This is a genomic window from Sphingobium limneticum (assembly GCF_008710165.1).
In the GTDB taxonomy this organism is placed as follows: domain Bacteria; phylum Pseudomonadota; class Alphaproteobacteria; order Sphingomonadales; family Sphingomonadaceae; genus Sphingobium; species Sphingobium limneticum.
The window spans coordinates 1-17,615 of record NZ_VYQA01000021.1 but is presented as its reverse complement, the minus strand read 5'-3'; the positions used below and the strand labels follow the sequence as shown (position 1 = coordinate 17,615).

At 60.1% G+C, this 17,615-nt stretch carries 13 protein-coding genes and 1 riboswitch; of the genes, 9 read left to right on the top strand and 4 right to left on the bottom strand.

Translation table 11 applies throughout. From position 1 onward, the window contains the following. From F4U95_RS20765 to F4U95_RS20740, 6 genes are all read left to right on the top strand, one after another. Window positions 1–2,325 (top strand): glycoside hydrolase family 127 protein, encoded by a 2,325-nt coding sequence (locus F4U95_RS20765; RefSeq protein WP_150426806.1) that lies wholly within the window; start codon window positions 1–3, stop codon window positions 2,323–2,325. Between the two features lie 271 nt (window positions 2,326–2,596). Beyond that, window positions 2,597–3,724, top strand: coding sequence for a glycoside hydrolase family 43 protein (locus tag F4U95_RS20760; protein WP_150426827.1), 1,128 nt, complete (start codon window positions 2,597–2,599; stop codon window positions 3,722–3,724). Between the two features lie 120 nt (window positions 3,725–3,844). Continuing rightward, on the top strand, window positions 3,845–6,484 hold the full coding sequence (locus F4U95_RS20755; RefSeq protein WP_120252962.1) for a glycoside hydrolase family 3 C-terminal domain-containing protein: 2,640 nt from the start codon (window positions 3,845–3,847) through the stop codon (window positions 6,482–6,484). 32 nt (window positions 6,485–6,516) lie between these two features. Further along, window positions 6,517–8,085 carry an alpha-N-arabinofuranosidase gene (locus F4U95_RS20750; protein WP_120252961.1) on the top strand — a complete coding sequence of 523 codons (1,569 nt, stop codon included), beginning with the start codon at window positions 6,517–6,519 and terminating at the stop codon, window positions 8,083–8,085. Window positions 8,086–8,127: 42 nt separating this feature from the next. Further along, window positions 8,128–9,087, top strand: coding sequence for an alpha/beta hydrolase (locus F4U95_RS20745; RefSeq protein ID WP_120252960.1), 960 nt, complete (start codon window positions 8,128–8,130; stop codon window positions 9,085–9,087). Window positions 9,088–9,277: 190 nt separating this feature from the next. Next, window positions 9,278–9,673 (top strand): barstar family protein, encoded by a 396-nt coding sequence (locus F4U95_RS20740; RefSeq protein ID WP_197716461.1) that lies wholly within the window; start codon window positions 9,278–9,280, stop codon window positions 9,671–9,673. A 22-nt stretch (window positions 9,674–9,695) separates the two neighbouring features. Here F4U95_RS20740 and F4U95_RS20735 read toward each other — a convergent pair whose 3' ends face one another. Together F4U95_RS20735 and F4U95_RS20730 are read right to left on the bottom strand one after the other, a co-directional pair. Continuing rightward, on the bottom strand, window positions 9,696–10,421 hold the full coding sequence (locus F4U95_RS20735; RefSeq protein WP_120252959.1) for a metallophosphoesterase family protein: 726 nt from the start codon (window positions 10,419–10,421) through the stop codon (window positions 9,696–9,698). Beyond that, window positions 10,418–11,251, bottom strand: coding sequence for a diacylglycerol/lipid kinase family protein (locus F4U95_RS20730; RefSeq protein ID WP_120252958.1), 834 nt, complete (start codon window positions 11,249–11,251; stop codon window positions 10,418–10,420). The genes F4U95_RS20735 and F4U95_RS20730 overlap by 4 nt, the downstream gene beginning before the upstream one ends. 139 nt (window positions 11,252–11,390) lie before the next feature. On the opposite strand from F4U95_RS20730, the gene F4U95_RS20725 reads away from it, so the two are divergent. The 3 genes from F4U95_RS20725 (at window position 11,391) to F4U95_RS20715 (ending at window position 14,403) form a co-directional block, all read left to right on the top strand. Beyond that, window positions 11,391–12,416, top strand: a complete 1,026-nt coding sequence (locus tag F4U95_RS20725) for an extracellular catalytic domain type 1 short-chain-length polyhydroxyalkanoate depolymerase (RefSeq protein WP_120252957.1) — start codon at window positions 11,391–11,393, stop codon at window positions 12,414–12,416. A 218-nt stretch (window positions 12,417–12,634) separates the two neighbouring features. After that, a complete protein-coding gene (locus F4U95_RS20720; protein WP_120252956.1) occupies window positions 12,635–13,516 on the top strand; it encodes a hypothetical protein in 882 nt (293 codons plus the stop codon). Beyond that, window positions 13,513–14,403 (top strand): tetratricopeptide repeat protein, encoded by an 891-nt coding sequence (locus F4U95_RS20715; RefSeq protein WP_120252955.1) that lies wholly within the window; start codon window positions 13,513–13,515, stop codon window positions 14,401–14,403. The genes F4U95_RS20720 and F4U95_RS20715 overlap by 4 nt, the downstream gene beginning before the upstream one ends. A 303-nt stretch (window positions 14,404–14,706) precedes the next feature. On the opposite strand, the gene F4U95_RS20710 is transcribed toward F4U95_RS20715, so the two are convergent. Continuing rightward, complete coding sequence (locus F4U95_RS20710; protein ID WP_120252954.1) at window positions 14,707–15,735, bottom strand: methionine synthase; 1,029 nt, start codon at window positions 15,733–15,735, stop codon at window positions 14,707–14,709. 26 nt (window positions 15,736–15,761) lie between these two features. Next, entirely contained in the window at window positions 15,762–16,760 is a 999-nt protein-coding gene (locus F4U95_RS20705; protein ID WP_150426805.1) for a DUF1852 domain-containing protein, read from the bottom strand. Window positions 16,761–17,118: 358 nt separating this feature from the next. Next, window positions 17,119–17,340, bottom strand: a riboswitch (cobalamin riboswitch). Between the last annotated feature and the right edge of the window lie 275 nt (window positions 17,341–17,615).

Below are 17,615 nucleotides of genomic sequence, written 5' to 3'. Positions count from 1 at the left end.
ATGCGCTACCCTATCGCCCGCCGCACTTTGCTCACGTCGGCCAGCCTGCTTTTCTCCATCTCGCCCGCTATGCTGCGCGCCGCAACGGCACGCCGCTCAGTACGGGCCGAACCGATCTCCAGCCGTCATGTGACGCTCAAGCCCTCGCCCTTCGCCGATGCGATGGCGGCCAATCGCCGCTATCTTCTTTCGCTCGACCCGGAACGGTTGCTGCACAATTTCTATCTTACCGCAGGACTAACGGCACCCGCACCGATTTACCGCGGATGGGAAAGCGAAAGCATCGCTGGCCACACGATGGGTCATTGGATGTCGGCCATGTCGCTGACCATCGCCAATGGCGGCGACCCCGAACTGGTCGCTGTTCTGGATCGAACGCTATCGGCTATGCAGCGCATCCAGGCGGCAGGAAAAGACGGCTATCTGGGCGGCATGACCGTGTTGCGCGAGGGCCAGTCGGTACCGGCCAAGGTCGTATTCGAGGAAATTCGTCGCGGCGATATTCGCGTTACCTGGGAACTTAACGGTGCCTGGGTGCCGATTTATGCTCTGCACAAGATTTTGGCCGGCCTGATCGATGCCTATCAACTGGCAGGGCGCAAGGATGCGTTGCCGATCGCGATTGGCGTGGGCAATTATTTTGCGACTATCGTGGAAGGGCTGGACGACGATCAGTTGCAAAAGATCCTGTCGGTCGAACATGGCGGCATATTGGAAAGCTATGCCGCGCTTTACGCGCTGACCGGCACGCCCCGCTGGCTCGATATCGCGCGACGGTTGCGCCACCACGCCGTCGTCGATCCGCTGATGCGTGGTGAAGACAGGCTCTCCGGCCTGCATGCCAATACGCAAATACCCAAGATCGTCGGACTGGCCCGCCTGTACGAAGTGGATGGCGACGTGGCAGACGCCAACGCCGCCCGTTTCTTCCACCAAAGCGTTACCGACCATCACAGCTATGTCATCGGCGGCAATTCGGAACGCGAACATTTCGGTCAGCCGGACCGGCAGGGCGAGCAACTGACCACGGCCACCTGCGAAGCGTGCAACAGCTATAATATGCTCAAGCTCACCCGTCATCCTTACGGCTGGTCGCCCAGCGCGGACTGGTTCGACCTGTATGAACGCATCCAGATCAATCATATCCTCGCTCATCAGCGCCCCGACACCGGCCAGTTCGTCTATTTCATGCCGATGGAGGCCGGGGCCAAGCGTGATTACTCCACGCCGGAAGATAGTTTCTGGTGCTGCGTGGGTTCAGGGATGGAAAGCCACGCCAAACATGCCGATTCCATTTACTGGCGCGACGGATCGACCCTGTTCGTCAATCTCTTCATCCCTTCGACGCTGGATTTGCCCGACGGTCTGAAGTTGGACATGGACACGCGCTATCCACAGGACGGTCAGGTGATGCTGACGGTCACGCGCGCGCCGCGCCGCGCAATGACGCTGGCCATCCGTCGCCCCGTCTGGGCGGACGGGGCGAGCATCATGCTGAACGACCAGCCGCTCACCACGGAGCCGCAGGACGGCTATTGGCGTGTCGCTCGCGGTTGGCGTGCGGGCGATCGCATCGCCATCGCCATGCCGATGACATTGCGATCGGAGCCGCTGCCCGGCGCGTCCGACACTTATGCCTATCTAAGCGGCCCTCTGGTCCTCGCCGCCGATCTTGCCCCCGCGGATCAGCGCTTCGATGGTCCTGCCCCCGCGCTGCTGATCCAGAATGACGCCGCTAGCGCGCTGACCGCTATTGCCGACCGTCCGCATCATTATCGCGCGACCGACATACTGGGCCAACAGCATGACATCGTCCCATTCTATCCGCTCTACGACCGCCGCACTGCCGTCTATTTCCGCACCTTCACACCGCAAAGCTGGCGCAGCGAGCGGACGGCCTATCTCGCCGCGGAGGCCGCCCGCGTCGATCTTGCACGCCGCACCATCGATATTTTCCATATTGGCGAGATGCAGCCCGAACGGGATCATGGCTTCAGCGCCACGGGCGGCCAAAGCGCCGAATTCTATGGGAAGAAGAATCGCTCCCTGCCGGAAGGCGCGCAGGCCAGTTTCACCATCCAGCGTCGCCCCGGCCCCGCCATGCTCCAGATCACCTATTGGGGCAATGATACCGGCCGTGAAATGCGGATCGTGGTGGATGGCCGGGAAGTCGCGATCGAGCGGCGCGAACGGCGCAAACAGAATGAGTGGCTGCTCATCGACTATCCACTCGCGCCGACCAAGGCCGCGCGGTCTACCGTCACGCTCACAGGCATTAAGGGCAAAAGCACCATTTACGGCGTCCGAAGCCTCGAGGCGGAGTGATAGTGAAGATGCGCGAAATAGCGCCTGCCACTCAGGCTCCGCTCGCATTCGTCCGGCGCCATCATGACCCGTTAGCGCTGCAGGACAGTATCGCGATGTCCATCATCAATGTTTGCGCTATCAAACGGAGAATGATGCGTAATTATATAGGTTTCCCGCCATGCTGAATTCGGCATCGCCGTCGAAAGAGGGGATTGCACCATAATCATGATAGCGCTATCTACATCGTTCATAAAATGATTGTCATATAACAGGAGGGATAGCCATGTTGATGCCATCGCGCAGACTGAGCGCCTTACCGCTCGCCATGGTCCTGCTTGCCACGGCATGCGGTCCGAACGCCCAGCCGGAAAATCAAGCCCAGCAGACCAAGGCGGACAAACGCGCCGCGTCAGAATATTTGTCCCAGCCTTTGGTGACGGACATGTATACGGCCGACCCGTCCGCCCATGTGTGGGACGGCAAAATCTATGTTTATCCCAGTCACGATATCGATGGCCCGACGCCCGAGGACGATCTGGGCGCGCATTTCGAAATGCGCGACTATCATGTGCTGTCGATGGACAAGATCGGCGGGCCGGTGACGGTCGGACCGGTGGCGCTGGACGTCAAGGACGTGCCCTGGGCCGAAAAGCAGATGTGGGCGCCCGACGCTGCGCGCAAGAACGGCACCTATTATCTCTACTTCCCGGCCAAGGACAAAGAAGGCGCGTTCCGCGTCGGCGTCGCCACCTCCAAAAATCCGATGGGGCCGTTCACGGCCCAGCCGCAGCCGATCAAGGGCAGCTATTCGATCGATCCGTCCGTTTTCACCGACGATGATGGTGCCAGCTATATGTATTTCGGCGGCATCTGGGGCGGACAACTGCAACGCAATATCGACGGCAAATATGACGCCAATGGGTCCAAGACGGACCTGGGCCAAGACGATAAGCCCGCAATTGCGCCGCGCGTGGCCAAGATGACCGGCGACATGCTGGAATTCACCGAAACGCCCCGCGCGGTCCAGATACTCGATGAGAAGGGCAAGCCCATTCTAGGTGGCGACCATGATCGTCGCTTCTTCGAAGCATCCTGGATGCATAAATATAAGGGCAAATATTATTTCAGCTATTCGACCGGCGACACCCATTATCTCGCTTACGCGATAGGAAACTCGCCTTATGGTCCCTTCACCTACAAGGGCCGCATCCTGGAACCGGTGGAAGGATGGACCACGCATCATTCGATCGTCGAATGGAACGGCCGCTGGTGGTTGTTCTACGCCGACTCCCAACTGTCAGGCCAGACCAGATTGCGTAACGTCAAGGTGACCGAACTGCGCTACAATCCGGACGGCACCATCCAGACCATGAATCCTTTCGTCGCCCAAAGCGCGAAAGATGGCGCCGCCCGTTAGGGCGCGACAGGCGCGGGGGAAGTGCCCTCCTCCGCGCCATTTCTCATACAATCCGGGCGAGGTTCCCTCCCCGCAATAAGGCGACGCCGGAAAACGGCGCGCCATTCCATGGGAGAGATTATGAAGACCGCTTTCTGCCCGCGCGTCGTCGCTGCAATGCTCGTCCTTTCAACCTCCTGCCTTGCCCATGCGCAGGCGACCGCAATAGCGCAAAGCGATGTGTGGAACGAGGCAGAGGGCAAGGCGCGCGCCATCGTCGACAAGCTGACGCTGGATGAAAAGGTCGATCAGCTGTTGAACACGGCGCCCGCCATCCCGCGCCTCGACATTCCCGCCTATAATTGGTGGACGGAATCGCTGCACGGCGCGATCGGGGCCGTACCCACCACCAATTTCCCCGAACCCATCGGCCTTGCCGCCACCTTCGACGCACCACTGATAAAATCCGTAGCCTCCGCCATCAGCACTGAAGTGCGCGCTTTGCACACATTTGGGCGTCAAACCGGCCATTTGGGCCGGATCGGCACCGGGCTCGACACATGGTCGCCCAATATCAATATTTTCCGCGATCCGCGTTGGGGCCGCGGCCAGGAAACCTATGGCGAGGATCCGTTCCTGACCGCCCATATCGGCGTCGCCTTCATTCAAGGGATGCAGGGCGACAATCCGGACCTGCCCGATGTCGTCGCCACCCCCAAACATTATGCCGTGCATTCCGGTCCCGAACCGAGCCGCCACACCGACAATATTTTCGCGACGAAGCGCGATTTGGAGGATACTTACCTTCCCGCCTTTCGCGCTGCCATCGTAGAGGGCAAAGCCGGCTCCATCATGTGCGCATATAATCGGGTGGACGGCGAACCGGCTTGCGGCAGCCCGATGCTGCTGACCGACTATCTGCGCGACGCGTGGGGCTTTAAAGGCTATGTTGTGTCGGACTGCGACGCCGTGGTCGATATCTACGATCATCACAAATATGCGCCCGACGCTGCAACCGGCGTAGCCGTTGCGCTGCGCCGCGGTGTCGATAGCGAATGCAATAATGCCACGCTGGGCGGGAAGGCCGGCCTTGGCGAGCGCTACAAGGAAGCCCTGGCCAAGGGCCATATCAGCATCGAGGATATCGATACCGCGCTCGTGCGCCTCTTTTCAGCGCGCCTGCGCAACGGCGATCTGCCCGGCCTGTCAGGTCGCAAGCAAAACAACATTCCGGTCGAAATGATCGGCATGGCCGAGCATCAGGCTCTCGCGCTCGACACAGCGGAAAAAAGCTTGGTTCTACTCAAGAATGACGGTGTCCTGCCGCTGAAACCCGGCGCAAGGATTGCGCTCATGGGGCCTTTGGCGGACGCTACCCGCGTGCTGCGTGGCAATTACAGTTCGGCCAAAAGCGCGCCACCCATCTCGGTTGCCGATGGCCTTAAACAGGCGATGCCCGGATCGGCCATCACGCTCGTTCCATTTTCACCGTCCATCACCGACGGCGACCTTGTCCCCGGCACGGCGCTGCGCACGCCCGATGGCAAGCCCGGTATCAAGGCGGAATATTATAATGCCATCGCCAAGGACCGGTTTGGCAGCAAGCCCGTGCTTACGCGCACGCAGGACAGCATCACGTCCCGCGCGGCCGAATTCAAGCAGGTGGCAACCGATCACAAGATCGTCTGGACCGGCTATCTCGTCGCGCCCGAGACCAGCATCTACAGGTTGGCGCTCACCGGGGTGAAGGGTGAAGTCTCTCTCAACGGCAAGACGATCGTCACCGCGACAGACTATTCGCGCTGGGCCGAACCGCTCAAGCTGACCGATGTGTCGATGACCAAGGGCGAACGCTACGCCATCCGGCTTCAGGGTCAGAGCGGCGTTCCCGCCGCCCCTGCCATCTTCTGGAAGCGCGTCACCGACGATCTGGATCGCGATATGATGATGGGGGCGAAGGATGCCGCCGTCATCGTCGCCGTCGTCGGCCTCACCTCCGATTTGGAGGGCGAGGAAATGCCGGTGAAGGTCGACGGCTTCGAGGGCGGTGACAAGACGACGCTCGATCTGCCAGCCGACCAGCGCGCTTTTCTGGAAAAGGCAAAGGCGTTGGGCAAGCCCCTCGTCGTCATCGCCATGAATGGCAGCGCGATCGATCTGTCTTGGGCAAAGGAAAATGCCTCAGCCATATTGGAGGCTTGGTACCCCGGCCAGTCGGGGGGCAGGGCCGTGGGCAATGTCCTGTCCGGGAAGGTCGATCCGGGCGGCCGGCTGCCACTTACCTTCTACAGGAGTGTAGGCGATCTTCCTCCGTTCAACGAATATGGCATGGGCGGCCGGACCTATCGCTATTTCAAGGGCAAGCCCGTCTATCCGTTCGGCTATGGCCTCAGCTACACACGTTTCACCTACACCCCGCCAGTCATCGAACCCATCGGCGGCGTAGTGGAAAACGGTATCACGGTCCGCACCCAGATCACCAACAGCGGACAACGCGCTGGCGACGACGTAGCTCAACTTTATATCACGCCTCCTGCGTTCGACGGGGCGCCGCGCACAGCGCTGCGCGGCTTCCAGCGTGTTTCGCTCAAGCCCGGAGAAAGTCGGGCGATCGAATTCACTTTGTCTCCCCGTGACCTGAGCTTCGTCACCATGGCGGGCGAACGGGCCCTTATTCCTGGTGACTATCGTCTCACTATCGGCAGCGGGCAGCCGAGCACAGACATCCCGGTTGAAACCGGCAGTTATCATATTTCCCGATCGGTCCCATTGCCCAAATAAGGCGATGCCGCTCCTTTCCAAGAGGATATTCGATGATCAAGACCCTGCGCCGCACTACCGCTATGCTGCTGATGTGCGCCAGCGCGCTTGCATGCAGCACTGCCTTTGCCAATACGGATGACAAGCCGACCACCGCGACGATCCATGCAGATCGGCCCGGCCCCGTCTATGACAAACGGATATTCACCCAGTTCGCCGAGCATCTGGGCACCGGCATCTATGGCGGCCTATGGGTCGGCAATGACAGGTCGATCCCCAATAGCAATGGGTTTCGCAACGATGTCATCGGCGCGCTGCGAAATCTTGCCGTGCCGATGATAAGATGGCCCGGCGGCTGTTTTGCCGACGAATATCATTGGCGGGAAGGGATCGGGCCGAAGGCAAAACGGCCCGTAAAGGTCAACACCAACTGGGGCGGCGTGACGGAGCCGAACACCGTCGGCACGCACGAGTTTTTCGAGTTGCTGCGACAGGTCGGCGCAGAGGCCTATATTTCCGGCAATGTCGGCAATGGCAGTCCGCAAGAGATGGCCGAATGGGTGGAATATATAACCGCTCCGGCCGGAACCTTGGCCGAGGAACGCGGGCGAAACGGGCAGAAGGCGCCATGGTCGCTCCCTGCCTTTGGCATTGGCAACGAACTATGGGGCTGCGGCGGCAACATGCGGGCGGAATATGGCGCCGACGTTACGAAGCGATACGCCACCTTCCTGAAGGTGCCCGCCGGCAAGACAATGACAAGGATAGCATCCGGCGCCAACGGCGCGGACTATAATTGGACAGAAGTGATGATGCGCGAGGCGGGCAAGCATCTCGATGCATTGTCGCTGCATTATTACACCATCCCTCAAGGCGGCTGGCCGCCCAGGGCCGATCCGGTCAATTTCGATGAAACGGCCTGGGCTGATACGCTTGCCGCGACGTGGAAGATGGATGAACTCATCACAGGCCACGCCAAAGTGATGGACAAATATGATCCACAAAAGCGCGTCTTTCTGGCGGTCGATGAATGGGGCACCTGGTATGCACCCGACCCCGGCACCAACCCCGGTTTCCTGCGACAGCAGAACACGTTGCGCGATGCGCTTGTAGCCTCGGTCAATCTCGATATCTTCGCCAAACATGCCGACCGGGTTCGCATGTCCGCCATCGCCCAGATGGTGAATGTGCTACAGGCGATGATATTGACCGATGGCCCCAAGATGGTGCTCACGCCCACCTATCATGTGTTCGAAATGTACAAGCCCTGGCAGGATGCGACTGTTCTGCCATTGGATCTGACCACGCCATGGTACAACAAGGACAAGTTCGTGATGCCCGCGGTCAGCGGATCGGCGGTGCGGGGCAAGGACGGCAAAGTCCATGTCGGCCTCTCCAATCTCGATCCCAATCAGTCCAATACGGTCACCATGAAGCTGGCGGGCCTGCATGTCACGACCGTTTCAGGCCGTGTCCTGACGGCTGCGACGATCAACGCGTACAATAGTTTCGATGCGGCCGAAACCGTCCACCCCGAACCCTTTAGCGGGGCACGGGTCAGCAACGACTTACTGACCGTCACGCTGCCGCCAAAATCCGTAGTGGTGCTTGATCTGCAATGACGTTCGGAAAGCAACAATCGTCAGTTGGGAGAGGAAATTATCATGAAAGAGGCAAATAAGACGTCCGCTCTGCCATTTCGACTTGGACACCTGGCGGCCATTGCTTGTGCCGTCTGGTGCAGCCCCATCTGTGCCCAGGCGCAGGAGGACAAGGATAAGATGACATCCATCGCGGTGCCGGCCCAACGGGACGCGATCGAACTTGGCACCGGTCCCCTGCCGGGAGCGAAAGCAAAGGAAAGCTGGCACCGCCAATATGGCAGCCAATTCGCCCGCAACGTTACTATCGCCACGCTGACGCCATTCCTGCCCGACCCGGCCAAAGCGTCAGGTGCCGCAATCGTGGTAGCGCCGGGTGGCGGATTTCGAACCCTGTCGATGGACAATGAAGGTTATGACGTTGCCCGCGCCCTAGCGGCCAAGGGCATTGCCGCCTTCGTCATCAAATATCGCCTGCGGCAAACACCGGCAGATATGGCGGGTTTTGAAAAGTCGATGCAGGACATGTTCTCCGGCGCCGCTCGGGCGCCTCTCCCGGCGGCCAATAACGCTGCAACAGACCTGGCGCCTCAACTCGCAGATTCCATCGCCGCTTTTCGCTTGATCCGCAGCCGTGCTACGCAATGGCATGTCGATCCCGATCGCATCGGCATGATCGGCTTTTCGGCAGGCGCGATGCTGACGATGGCGACGACCTTGGCCACGAAGGACGCCAAGCCGGCTTTCATAGGCAACATCTACGGGCCACTTGGTAGCATGACGGTGCCGCAAGACGCCCCGCCGATGTTCGCTGCGATCGCTGCGGATGATCCATTGTTCGGCAACCGCGATTTCAAGCTGATCGACGATTGGCGCGCAGCCAGGCGACCGGTCGAATTTCATCTTTATGAGCGAGGCGGTCACGGCTTCGGCATGTACCGCAAAGCGACGACGAGCACCGGATGGTTCGACGCTTTCGTCGGATGGCTCGACATGCACGGCATGCTTAAACCGGGCAATTGAGGAAGCCGTCGCACTTCGCTCAGTGAAGCAGTTTCTGTCATCGGATGCGGCCGAACCGCTTGCCGACCTGGAACCGCTGAAACCGGCAGAGGAATCTGCCGGTCCTGGACGCACCTTAAAATCGCGTTGCGGACCGGGAAACCGCAGCGCAATCCAATGATCCTATACTTATCGCGCTGGACTGCCCATCATGCGCCTCATGCAACTTATTCTAAATGGTGCGTCAATCGTCGATATTCCCTCCTTCTATGCGGAGATCAATCGGGTCTTCATGACGGGGGAGACATGGGAGTTGGGGGAAAGCCTTGACGCGCTGAACGACATGCTGTTCGGCGGCTACGGCGTCCTGTTGGGCGCCAATCATGCGACAATCCTCTGGCAGGATATGGCCTTCAGCCGCGCGTCGCTGGGCGTCGAAACGACGTTACAGTTTCTGGAAGAGCGCCTGGCAATCCGGCAGAACTTCAATGGCCAAACCATTGTGCGTCAGTTGGAGGCACTGCGCGCGGGCACCGGCAAGACCTATTTTGATATCGTGATGGAAGTTTTCGCGGACCATCCATCCATCGAGATCGTCTCCGCCTAGGGCAGCTTTGCCGTCACGGCGTCTACGGCATCGACCGCACAACGACTTCCATCCTGCCGTCATCGATATGGAGGCAATTGAAGGATGGCGGGGACGCCCGCACACGCTCGGACAGGGTGCCTGCTCCAATCAGCCTGATCGTGCGACCAGCAAGGTTCAGCGACATGTCGAACGGATCATGGACATGACCGCTCAGCACCGCATCGACGCCCGCCTTGGCCAATGCCGCAAGCGCCGCCGTGCCCCCGCGCGTCCGGGAGGACATGCGCGTGTCGCCTTCCACCAAGGGATGATGGCACGCCACCAGCGTCAAGCCCCTTCCCGAGCCCGCCCGGATCATGCCCAGCGTCCGGTTTATACTGGCATCGCTGACAACACCCTTCGACCAGTTCAAGCGCCATTGGAACCGCGCCGTCGTCCTAAGCGGCACGATCCTGACGCCGGGCAAATCAAACGGCCGCTCGACCAAGCGCTCCAAGGCTTCGTAGCGGCCATAGGGCCTCAGGAAACGCGCCAGCGGGAATAGCGGAAGGTCGTGGTTGCCGACCTCGACAGTGATGGGCTGCCCCAACGCCCGGAGCCACTGCGCCGCCGCTTCAAACTCGCTCGGGCGCGCCTGTTGCGTCAGGTCGCCCGTCACCACGATGAGGTCGGGCTGTTCCATGGCGACAATATCTGCGAACCAATGCAGCGCCTGCGGGTCTTCGGCCCCGAAATGGAGATCGCTGACATGGAAGAGCCGGATCATGCCGCCTCTGGCCTTGTGGCAAGGAAAACCTTCGCGGAGCGTCCGCAGGTGAAGCGAGTCCCCGGCTCTATCGTAATGCTCTCACCATCGAACAGCGCGAGAACGGGGCGCTTGCCGCTCGTCCTGAAGCTTTTGGCGGGCCTCTCCTTCACTGCGCGCGCCGCCACCCAGTCGCCGCGCAACCATTCCCAGCCAAGGTCGAGGATCGTGCGCCAGTCGCGCGCATCGACTGCTGTGACCGTCATGCCCGTCTCCTCGGGCGATACGAAGATGGCCTGATAGCCCCGCTGCATCCCGGCGACGCCAGTGACACGAACCGCCTGCCCGAAGGTTCGTCGCCAAGCCCGGACAGCGAAACGGAACAACCGATTATATACGCCTTTGCGCGCTGCCTCACGCACCTCGGCCCAATGCGCGGCGGGGCCTAATATCACCGCGACGAAGGCACGCGATGACCCGGCCTCGATATAGGGGCGTGCCACGCGAACGGGAGCAGCATGGGCGGCATGGACGATCTCCGCCGGTTCCCGATCCCCGTGCAAGGCCTTTGCGAGCAGGTTCATCGTGCCGCCCGGCAGGATCAATATCGCTCCCTGCCAGTTGGCGAGAGCGCAAAGGCAAGCGTTGATCGTCCCATCGCCCGCGAACAGGACCACCGTGTCGATCCTCTCGGCCGCAAGATCCGCTTCATCGGGTATATCCTCATCCGGGAAACCGCTGTGCCGGACGAGGTCCAGGCCACGTTCATGGCAGATCGCCTCGATCGCCGCACATCCGGAATCACTGGTCGAGCCAGACTGCGCGTTCGAAATCAGCCAAAGTCGGTCCATCGTCGAACGTCATGCCTCCCGTCGGATGCTGCGATCTGAACGGCTGATCGTTCAACCTTTATGACAGGACAGTTATTTCTGGCAGGATCAATGCGGTCCGCCGGTCGTTCTTCGATGGAGAGCCAAGCGCGGGGACATTATGGCCAATCTTGTAAAGACCTTGTTCAAGGCCGCTCGTCTGGCGCGCAAAGGGCGACCTATGTCCGCGGCCTTCGCAATCGGCGATGCGATCGCTCCCCCGGGCCATGCAGGGCGCAAGCCGGCCTCCATCGGAGCAAAACGCAAGACCTCGTCGTCTCGACCGCCACGCCCGGAGCCGGGAAGCTTCCTCTCGGATGAGTTTCGCTGCGCGCAAGGAAGCCTGACCTACAAATTCTACACCCCGCACGGTTCGGCCCGGCGGCGCATGCCGCTCGTCGTAATGCTGCACGGCTGTTCGCAAACGGCGGCGGATTTCGCCGCCGGCACCGGTATGAACCGGCTCGCCGACGAACTAGGCTTTCTCGTTTTATATCCGCAGCAATCAAAGAATGCGAACCTTGCCCGCTGCTGGAATTGGCACAATCCCGCGCATCAGGGGCGCAGCGGAGAGCCTGCCGTCATCGCCGCCCTTACCCGCCACGCGATCATCCTAGGCCGCGCCAATCCGGCGCGGGTCTATATCGCCGGACTATCTGCGGGAGGAGCGGCCGCCGCCATCATCGGTGCGGCCTATTCCGGCATCTTTGCCGCAGTGGGGGTCCATTCCGGCGTTTCCCATGGCGATATCCGGTCGATAAGCGCGGCAATGTCTGCGATGCGTGGCGATGCGCGGCCTCGTCTGGCCGGGAAGCCAAGGCGTCCTCTGCCTACAATTGTCTTCCATGGGGATCAGGATCGGGTCGTGCATCCGTCCAATGCAGGCGCATTCCTCCACCAACTGGAGCAGGCGCACCCCGGTCCGCTCGTTGCGCGATCCGTTACCGGCCGCTCCGATAACGGGCGGGATTTCACACGAAGGATTTACAAATCGAAGTCCGGCGACCTGCTGTTGGAAGATTGGACTGTCCATGGAAGCGGCCATGGCTGGTCGGGCGGCCAAGGGGGTTCCTATACTGACCCGGCAGGCCCAGATGCATCGCGGGCGATGATGGATTTCTTCCTGTCCGTGCCCCGGCGACCATGACCTGGTCCGACCGCTTGTCGTCCTGAGGCGGCAGGACTGACCGATCCCGACGGCCGCGAATATCCCGCGGCAAGTCATTTCGAATTCGGAACATTTTTTAAAATGAGATGTTGATCCCGTTTCGCGGATCATAGGGAGGTTATGTGAGCGAAACAGTCTGGGACACGATCGTCAGAGGGTGGCCGCACCTTCCTTCCCGTCTCGCGACGAGCGCTTCCATGGCGATCCTTTTGGTGGGACTGGTGCCCACTGTGGCGCAGGCTCGCCAGTCGCAATGGTGGTTTGTCGCGGCGGGCGCCGATCGCGTTCTGTTCGTGGATGAGAAATCCATCGAACGAGAGGGCGACATCGTCCGCCATTCCTCCAGCCAGATCTTCGCGCCAAGCAGCGAAATGCTGACCCGGCGCGCCTTCATGAAGACAGATTGCGTAAAAAAGACGCAGCAATGGATCATGGTCATGCGCTATGATGCCAATGATCAACCGTTGGATCAAAGCGCGCTTGGCTATGATGAGGTGCAGCGTGTCGAAGCAGGTAGCCTGGGGGAAGCGGAACTGAACTTTGTCTGCGCGGCCGACCGTGCCGCGACCGGCGGCTTTCCGCTCGAAATCGACGATGTCGCATTCGCCCACGCACTGATCGCCGACAATGATCCGTCGCAAACTCCGGCGGCCATCCATGCCCGGATGAAAGCCGATCCGATGACACCGGTGATCCGGTCTGCGGCCCCCTCGCCCGATAGTTTCGGCACGGAGCAGGAGCAGCGTAAGGGCCAACCCATCGTACCGCCACGCGATTATGCCATAGGCGTCGATCTGCCAGCGTCACTCGATTATGATGCCGACGAGACGGGCAGAATCTACGACATTGCCTATCAAGGCATTGAGGATGGCGAAATCCTCTTCGAATTGCGCGGCTATGCGATCAGCGACCTCGCCCGTCCGGGCAGCGGACAGATGATACGAACGCCACGCAACGCGAAAACCGAGCAGATCGGCGATCTTTCCATCACGATATTGGAGGTGACACCTGAAAAATTGCGCTATTCCATTGAACGCAAGAAGGCGGATTCCGACCCGTTTCCGATCGCCGACCAATGATCCTGGAAGCGTTGCTACTTATGATGGGATCCGCCAGTACAGGCGAAGCGACCGTCAATGAACTGGCCTCAACCTGCACCGTAACAGATGGCGATAGCTGCGAAGAAGCCGGCTTAGCCTATGCTCAAGGGGAAAAGGTGCCGCAGGATTGGGCGCGCGCAACCAGCCTTTACGGCGTGGGATGCTCGGCCCAAAATGCGCCAAGTTGCATCCGGCTGGGTCTTGCACATGACAAAGGGCAAGGTGTCGAAAAAAATGCGGCTTCTGCGTCCTTCTATTTTCAAAAAGCCTGCGACCTGGATAGTCCGACCGGATGCTCGAATATCGGCCTGTCCTACGCAATGGGCAAGGGCGTGATGAAGGATGAACGTCGTGCGGCTAGCTATTTTAGGCGCGCATGCGACGCGGGCGACAATGGCGGATGCTCCAATCTCGCCACGGCCTATGTGAAAGGCATCGGCGTGCGAAAGGATCGGAACAGGGCTGCGTCGCTCTATGAACCGGCCTGCGGAAACGGGGACGCCAATGCCTGCTTCAATCTGGGTGTCCTGCACGAAAAAGGTTGGGGCGTGACGCGAGAGATCGCGCAAGCAGCGCGCTATTACCAACAAGCCTGCGATCAGGATGAAGGCGCAGGCTGTGGCAATTTGGGCCTCTTGCATGACAAGGGTAAGGTCGGCGTACGGGACCATGTGCAGGCGGTGGGATTGTTCCGTCGGGGCTGTAGCGTTGCCCATGCCGAAAGCTGCGTCAATCTGGGCAAGGCATATTTGCGTGGCTCCGGCGTCCAAACGGACCGGGTGCAAGCCGAACAATTCATCCGCCGCGCCATTGCGATCGATCCTCATTATAGACCAGCACAACGGGCCTTGGCAAAAATGAGATGAGATAATTCCAAATTTGGTCACGCATAGTTGGGAGTAAAAGAAACGTTCGGCCCAGATGGCACCGATCCATCACAGCTGCATATCGCGGACGATCTGGAACGACCCAACAGATGGCCCGGTGCGCGAACGATGCGCGAATGACGTCGTTTCCTCTGCCAAAATTTCGGACGCCACCCGTCGGTCCCAGTGCGTTACCGGTTCGCGAATGTTGCCGATGCAGCACAGACCAAAACGCCAAAGGACCTGTCCGCAATCCCCGGACAGGCCCTTTCGCCATGCGCGGGACGCGCCTCCTGCAGGTTGTCAGGCCGCCAGTTCATCCCGCACGATCTGAGCGCCAGCACCTAGCGCGTTCAACTTCCCCCTAGCCACGCTGCGGGATAGCGGCGCCATGCCGCAGTTGGTGGAAGGGTATAGCTTGTCGGCATCCACGAACTGCAGGGCTCTGCGCAGGGTATCGGCAACCTCTTCCGGCGTTTCGATGGTGTCGCTCGCGACGTCGATGGCGCCGACCATTACTTTCTTGCCCCGAATAAGTTCGATCAGGTCCATGGGTACGCGGGAGTGATGGCATTCCAGCGAGATGATATCGATGATGGACTTCTGCAGATTGGGGAAGGTCTGCTCATACTGCCTCCATTCCGATCCCAGGCTCTTCTTCCAGTCGGTATTCGCCTTGATGCCGTATCCGTAACAGATGTGGACGGCCGTTTCGCATTTCAGCCCTTCGGCAGCCTTTTCCAGTGTGGCGATCCCCCAGTCGTTCGCCTCTTCGAAGAAGACGTTGAACGCAGGTTCGTCGAACTGAATGATGTCGACGCCCGCCGCCTCCAGTTCCCTGGCTTCCTGGTTGAGGATCGTGGCGAATTCCCAGGCGAGCTTCTCGCGGCTGCGATAATGGGCATCGTAGAGCGTATCGATCATCGTCATCGGGCCCGGCAGTGTCCATTTGATCGGCTGATCGGTCTGCGCGCGCAGATAACGCGCATCATCGACAAAGACCGGCTTGGGGCGCGCCACTGCGCCGACCACCGTCGGCACGCTCGCATCGTAACGATTGCGGATTCTAACTGTTTCGCGCTTTTCGAAATCGACTCCGCTCAGATGCTCGATAAAGGTCGTGACGAAATGCTGGCGGGTCTGTTCGCCGTCGCCGATGATGTCGATGCCCGCTTGCCGCTGATCCTCCACGGCGAGGCGCAGGGCATCCTGCTTGCCGGCGACGAGGTCTTCGCCCTCCAGCTTCCAGGGCGACCAGAGTTTCTCTGGTTCGGCAAGCCAGCCAGGCTTGGGGAGGCTGCCGGCGGTCGACGTGGGCAACAATTTTTTCATGATGGGTGGCCTTATATTCTGTCTGGTCAAAGGGCGTGGCTGGGGGCGTAGCTGGCGGACCATCGGTCCAGATCGGCTTGGTAGGGCCTGATGAGTTGCTCCTGTACGAACTTGCCCTGTTCGATGGCGAGGCGACTGCGCTCCTCGCGATCATAGACAATCCGGGTGGACGAGAAGTCCTCATGATCCAGGCTGGGCCGGAAGCACAGTCCGGCAGCGGAATTGGCGTTGTAGATTTCCGGCCGATAAATTCTCTGGAAGGATTCCATCGTGCTGATCGTGCCGATGAGTTCGAGGCTGGTGTAATCGCTCGCCAGATCGCCGGTGAAATAGAAGGCCATCGGGGCTACGCTCCCTCTCGGCATGAAATAGCGCGCATTCAGGCCCATCTTGGCAAAATATGCGTCGGTGGAGGAAAACGCGCTCTGCCGATATTCGACACCCAGAACAGGATGGCGGTTGCCTGTACGATGATAGATCTTGCTGCTCGATACGCTCAGACAGATGACCGGCGGCTTCTTGAAATTGTCCGTGTATGCACGCGAGTTCAGGAAATGCCGGAACAAGTTACCATGCAGATCGCCAAAGCCGTCCGGTGCCTCGAACCCTGCTCGTCCCTTGTTGTGCTCTGCCAGCAGCACGCTGAAGTCGTAATCGCGCACGTAGGACGAGAAGTTGTTCCCGACGATGCCGTTGATGCGCGTATCGCTTTTCCGATCGACGATACTCGTCTTCAGTATCTCGATCATCGGGAAGGCATTGGTGCCACCAGCGGCGGCAATATGCATCTCGACTGAAATGATATCGAGTTCGATGCTGTAGCGATCGCCGTCGGGATTGTCCCAATCCGCAAGGTCGTTGAAGCGGTTGTCGATCATCCTGAGGGCGCCGCGAAGATTGTCCTGGCAGTGCTCGCCTCTGGCCAGATTGGCGAAGTTCGTCGTGATGCGCGTTTTTTCGGAGGGCTGATAGTTCTCGTCGAAGCGCAAGCTCCTGATGGAGAAGCTGAGATCGTCGTCCGACATGGCCGGTCGTCCTGACGGCGCGGCGGAAACCATGTGTGGAAGGGAGGAGGTGGCGCGAGTTGCGGGCATGCGAAATTTCCTTCGGTCCGGCGCATGCGCCGTCCGTCGTTGAGGTTCGGATATGGGTCTGGATTTGCGGCGCGCCGCGTCAGAGGGGGTTCACCCCGATCGCACGGCGCGCGGGCGCATTCGTCGATATGCGAAGGGGCGTAACAGGATTGCAAACATCGACCGGTCACCTGCTTTGATCGGGCGGAAGGGTCAATGGAAGAACGCGCACGGCATGAGTGGCCCGGACGGCGGTTACGCCAAGGGACACGCTTCAGGCGCGATCCACCGGAGGAACCCCCGTCCGAGGAACGTTTTGGCGCCGAAGGCAGGTCTCCTGGCTTACGGGTCATCGCGGTGGTTCCGGCCTTCCCGAGCCTTGTGCAAAGCCCAGTGACACGAAATGGAACCGCCGCTCGCCGCTTACAGTTGCGGGGGCAGCGCCGGACTCTGCCCCGAAGGGCACCACCGGCTTCCCGTCTTAGCCCCACCGTCACGCCTGAGGTGGGGAACCTCGACAGGGTCTTTCAACACCATAGAAGCATCATTGTCAAGGACGATATAAAGATATCTTTATATGATAGTTTCAGGCGATTGTCTCGATGATGACGCCACCATCGGATCGACACAATTTCGGCAAGAGATTTAATCGCTCCTCATGTTAGCGTCCGCGCTCGTGGTGTAATTTCCGGTGTAGATTGAGGCGATCGCATGGGTGGGGCATGCCCCACCCATGCGAATTCGATCTCGGTGGCCACCGGGCTCATCGGTAAGGTGGAGTTACCACACTTCACACGCCCACCGAGG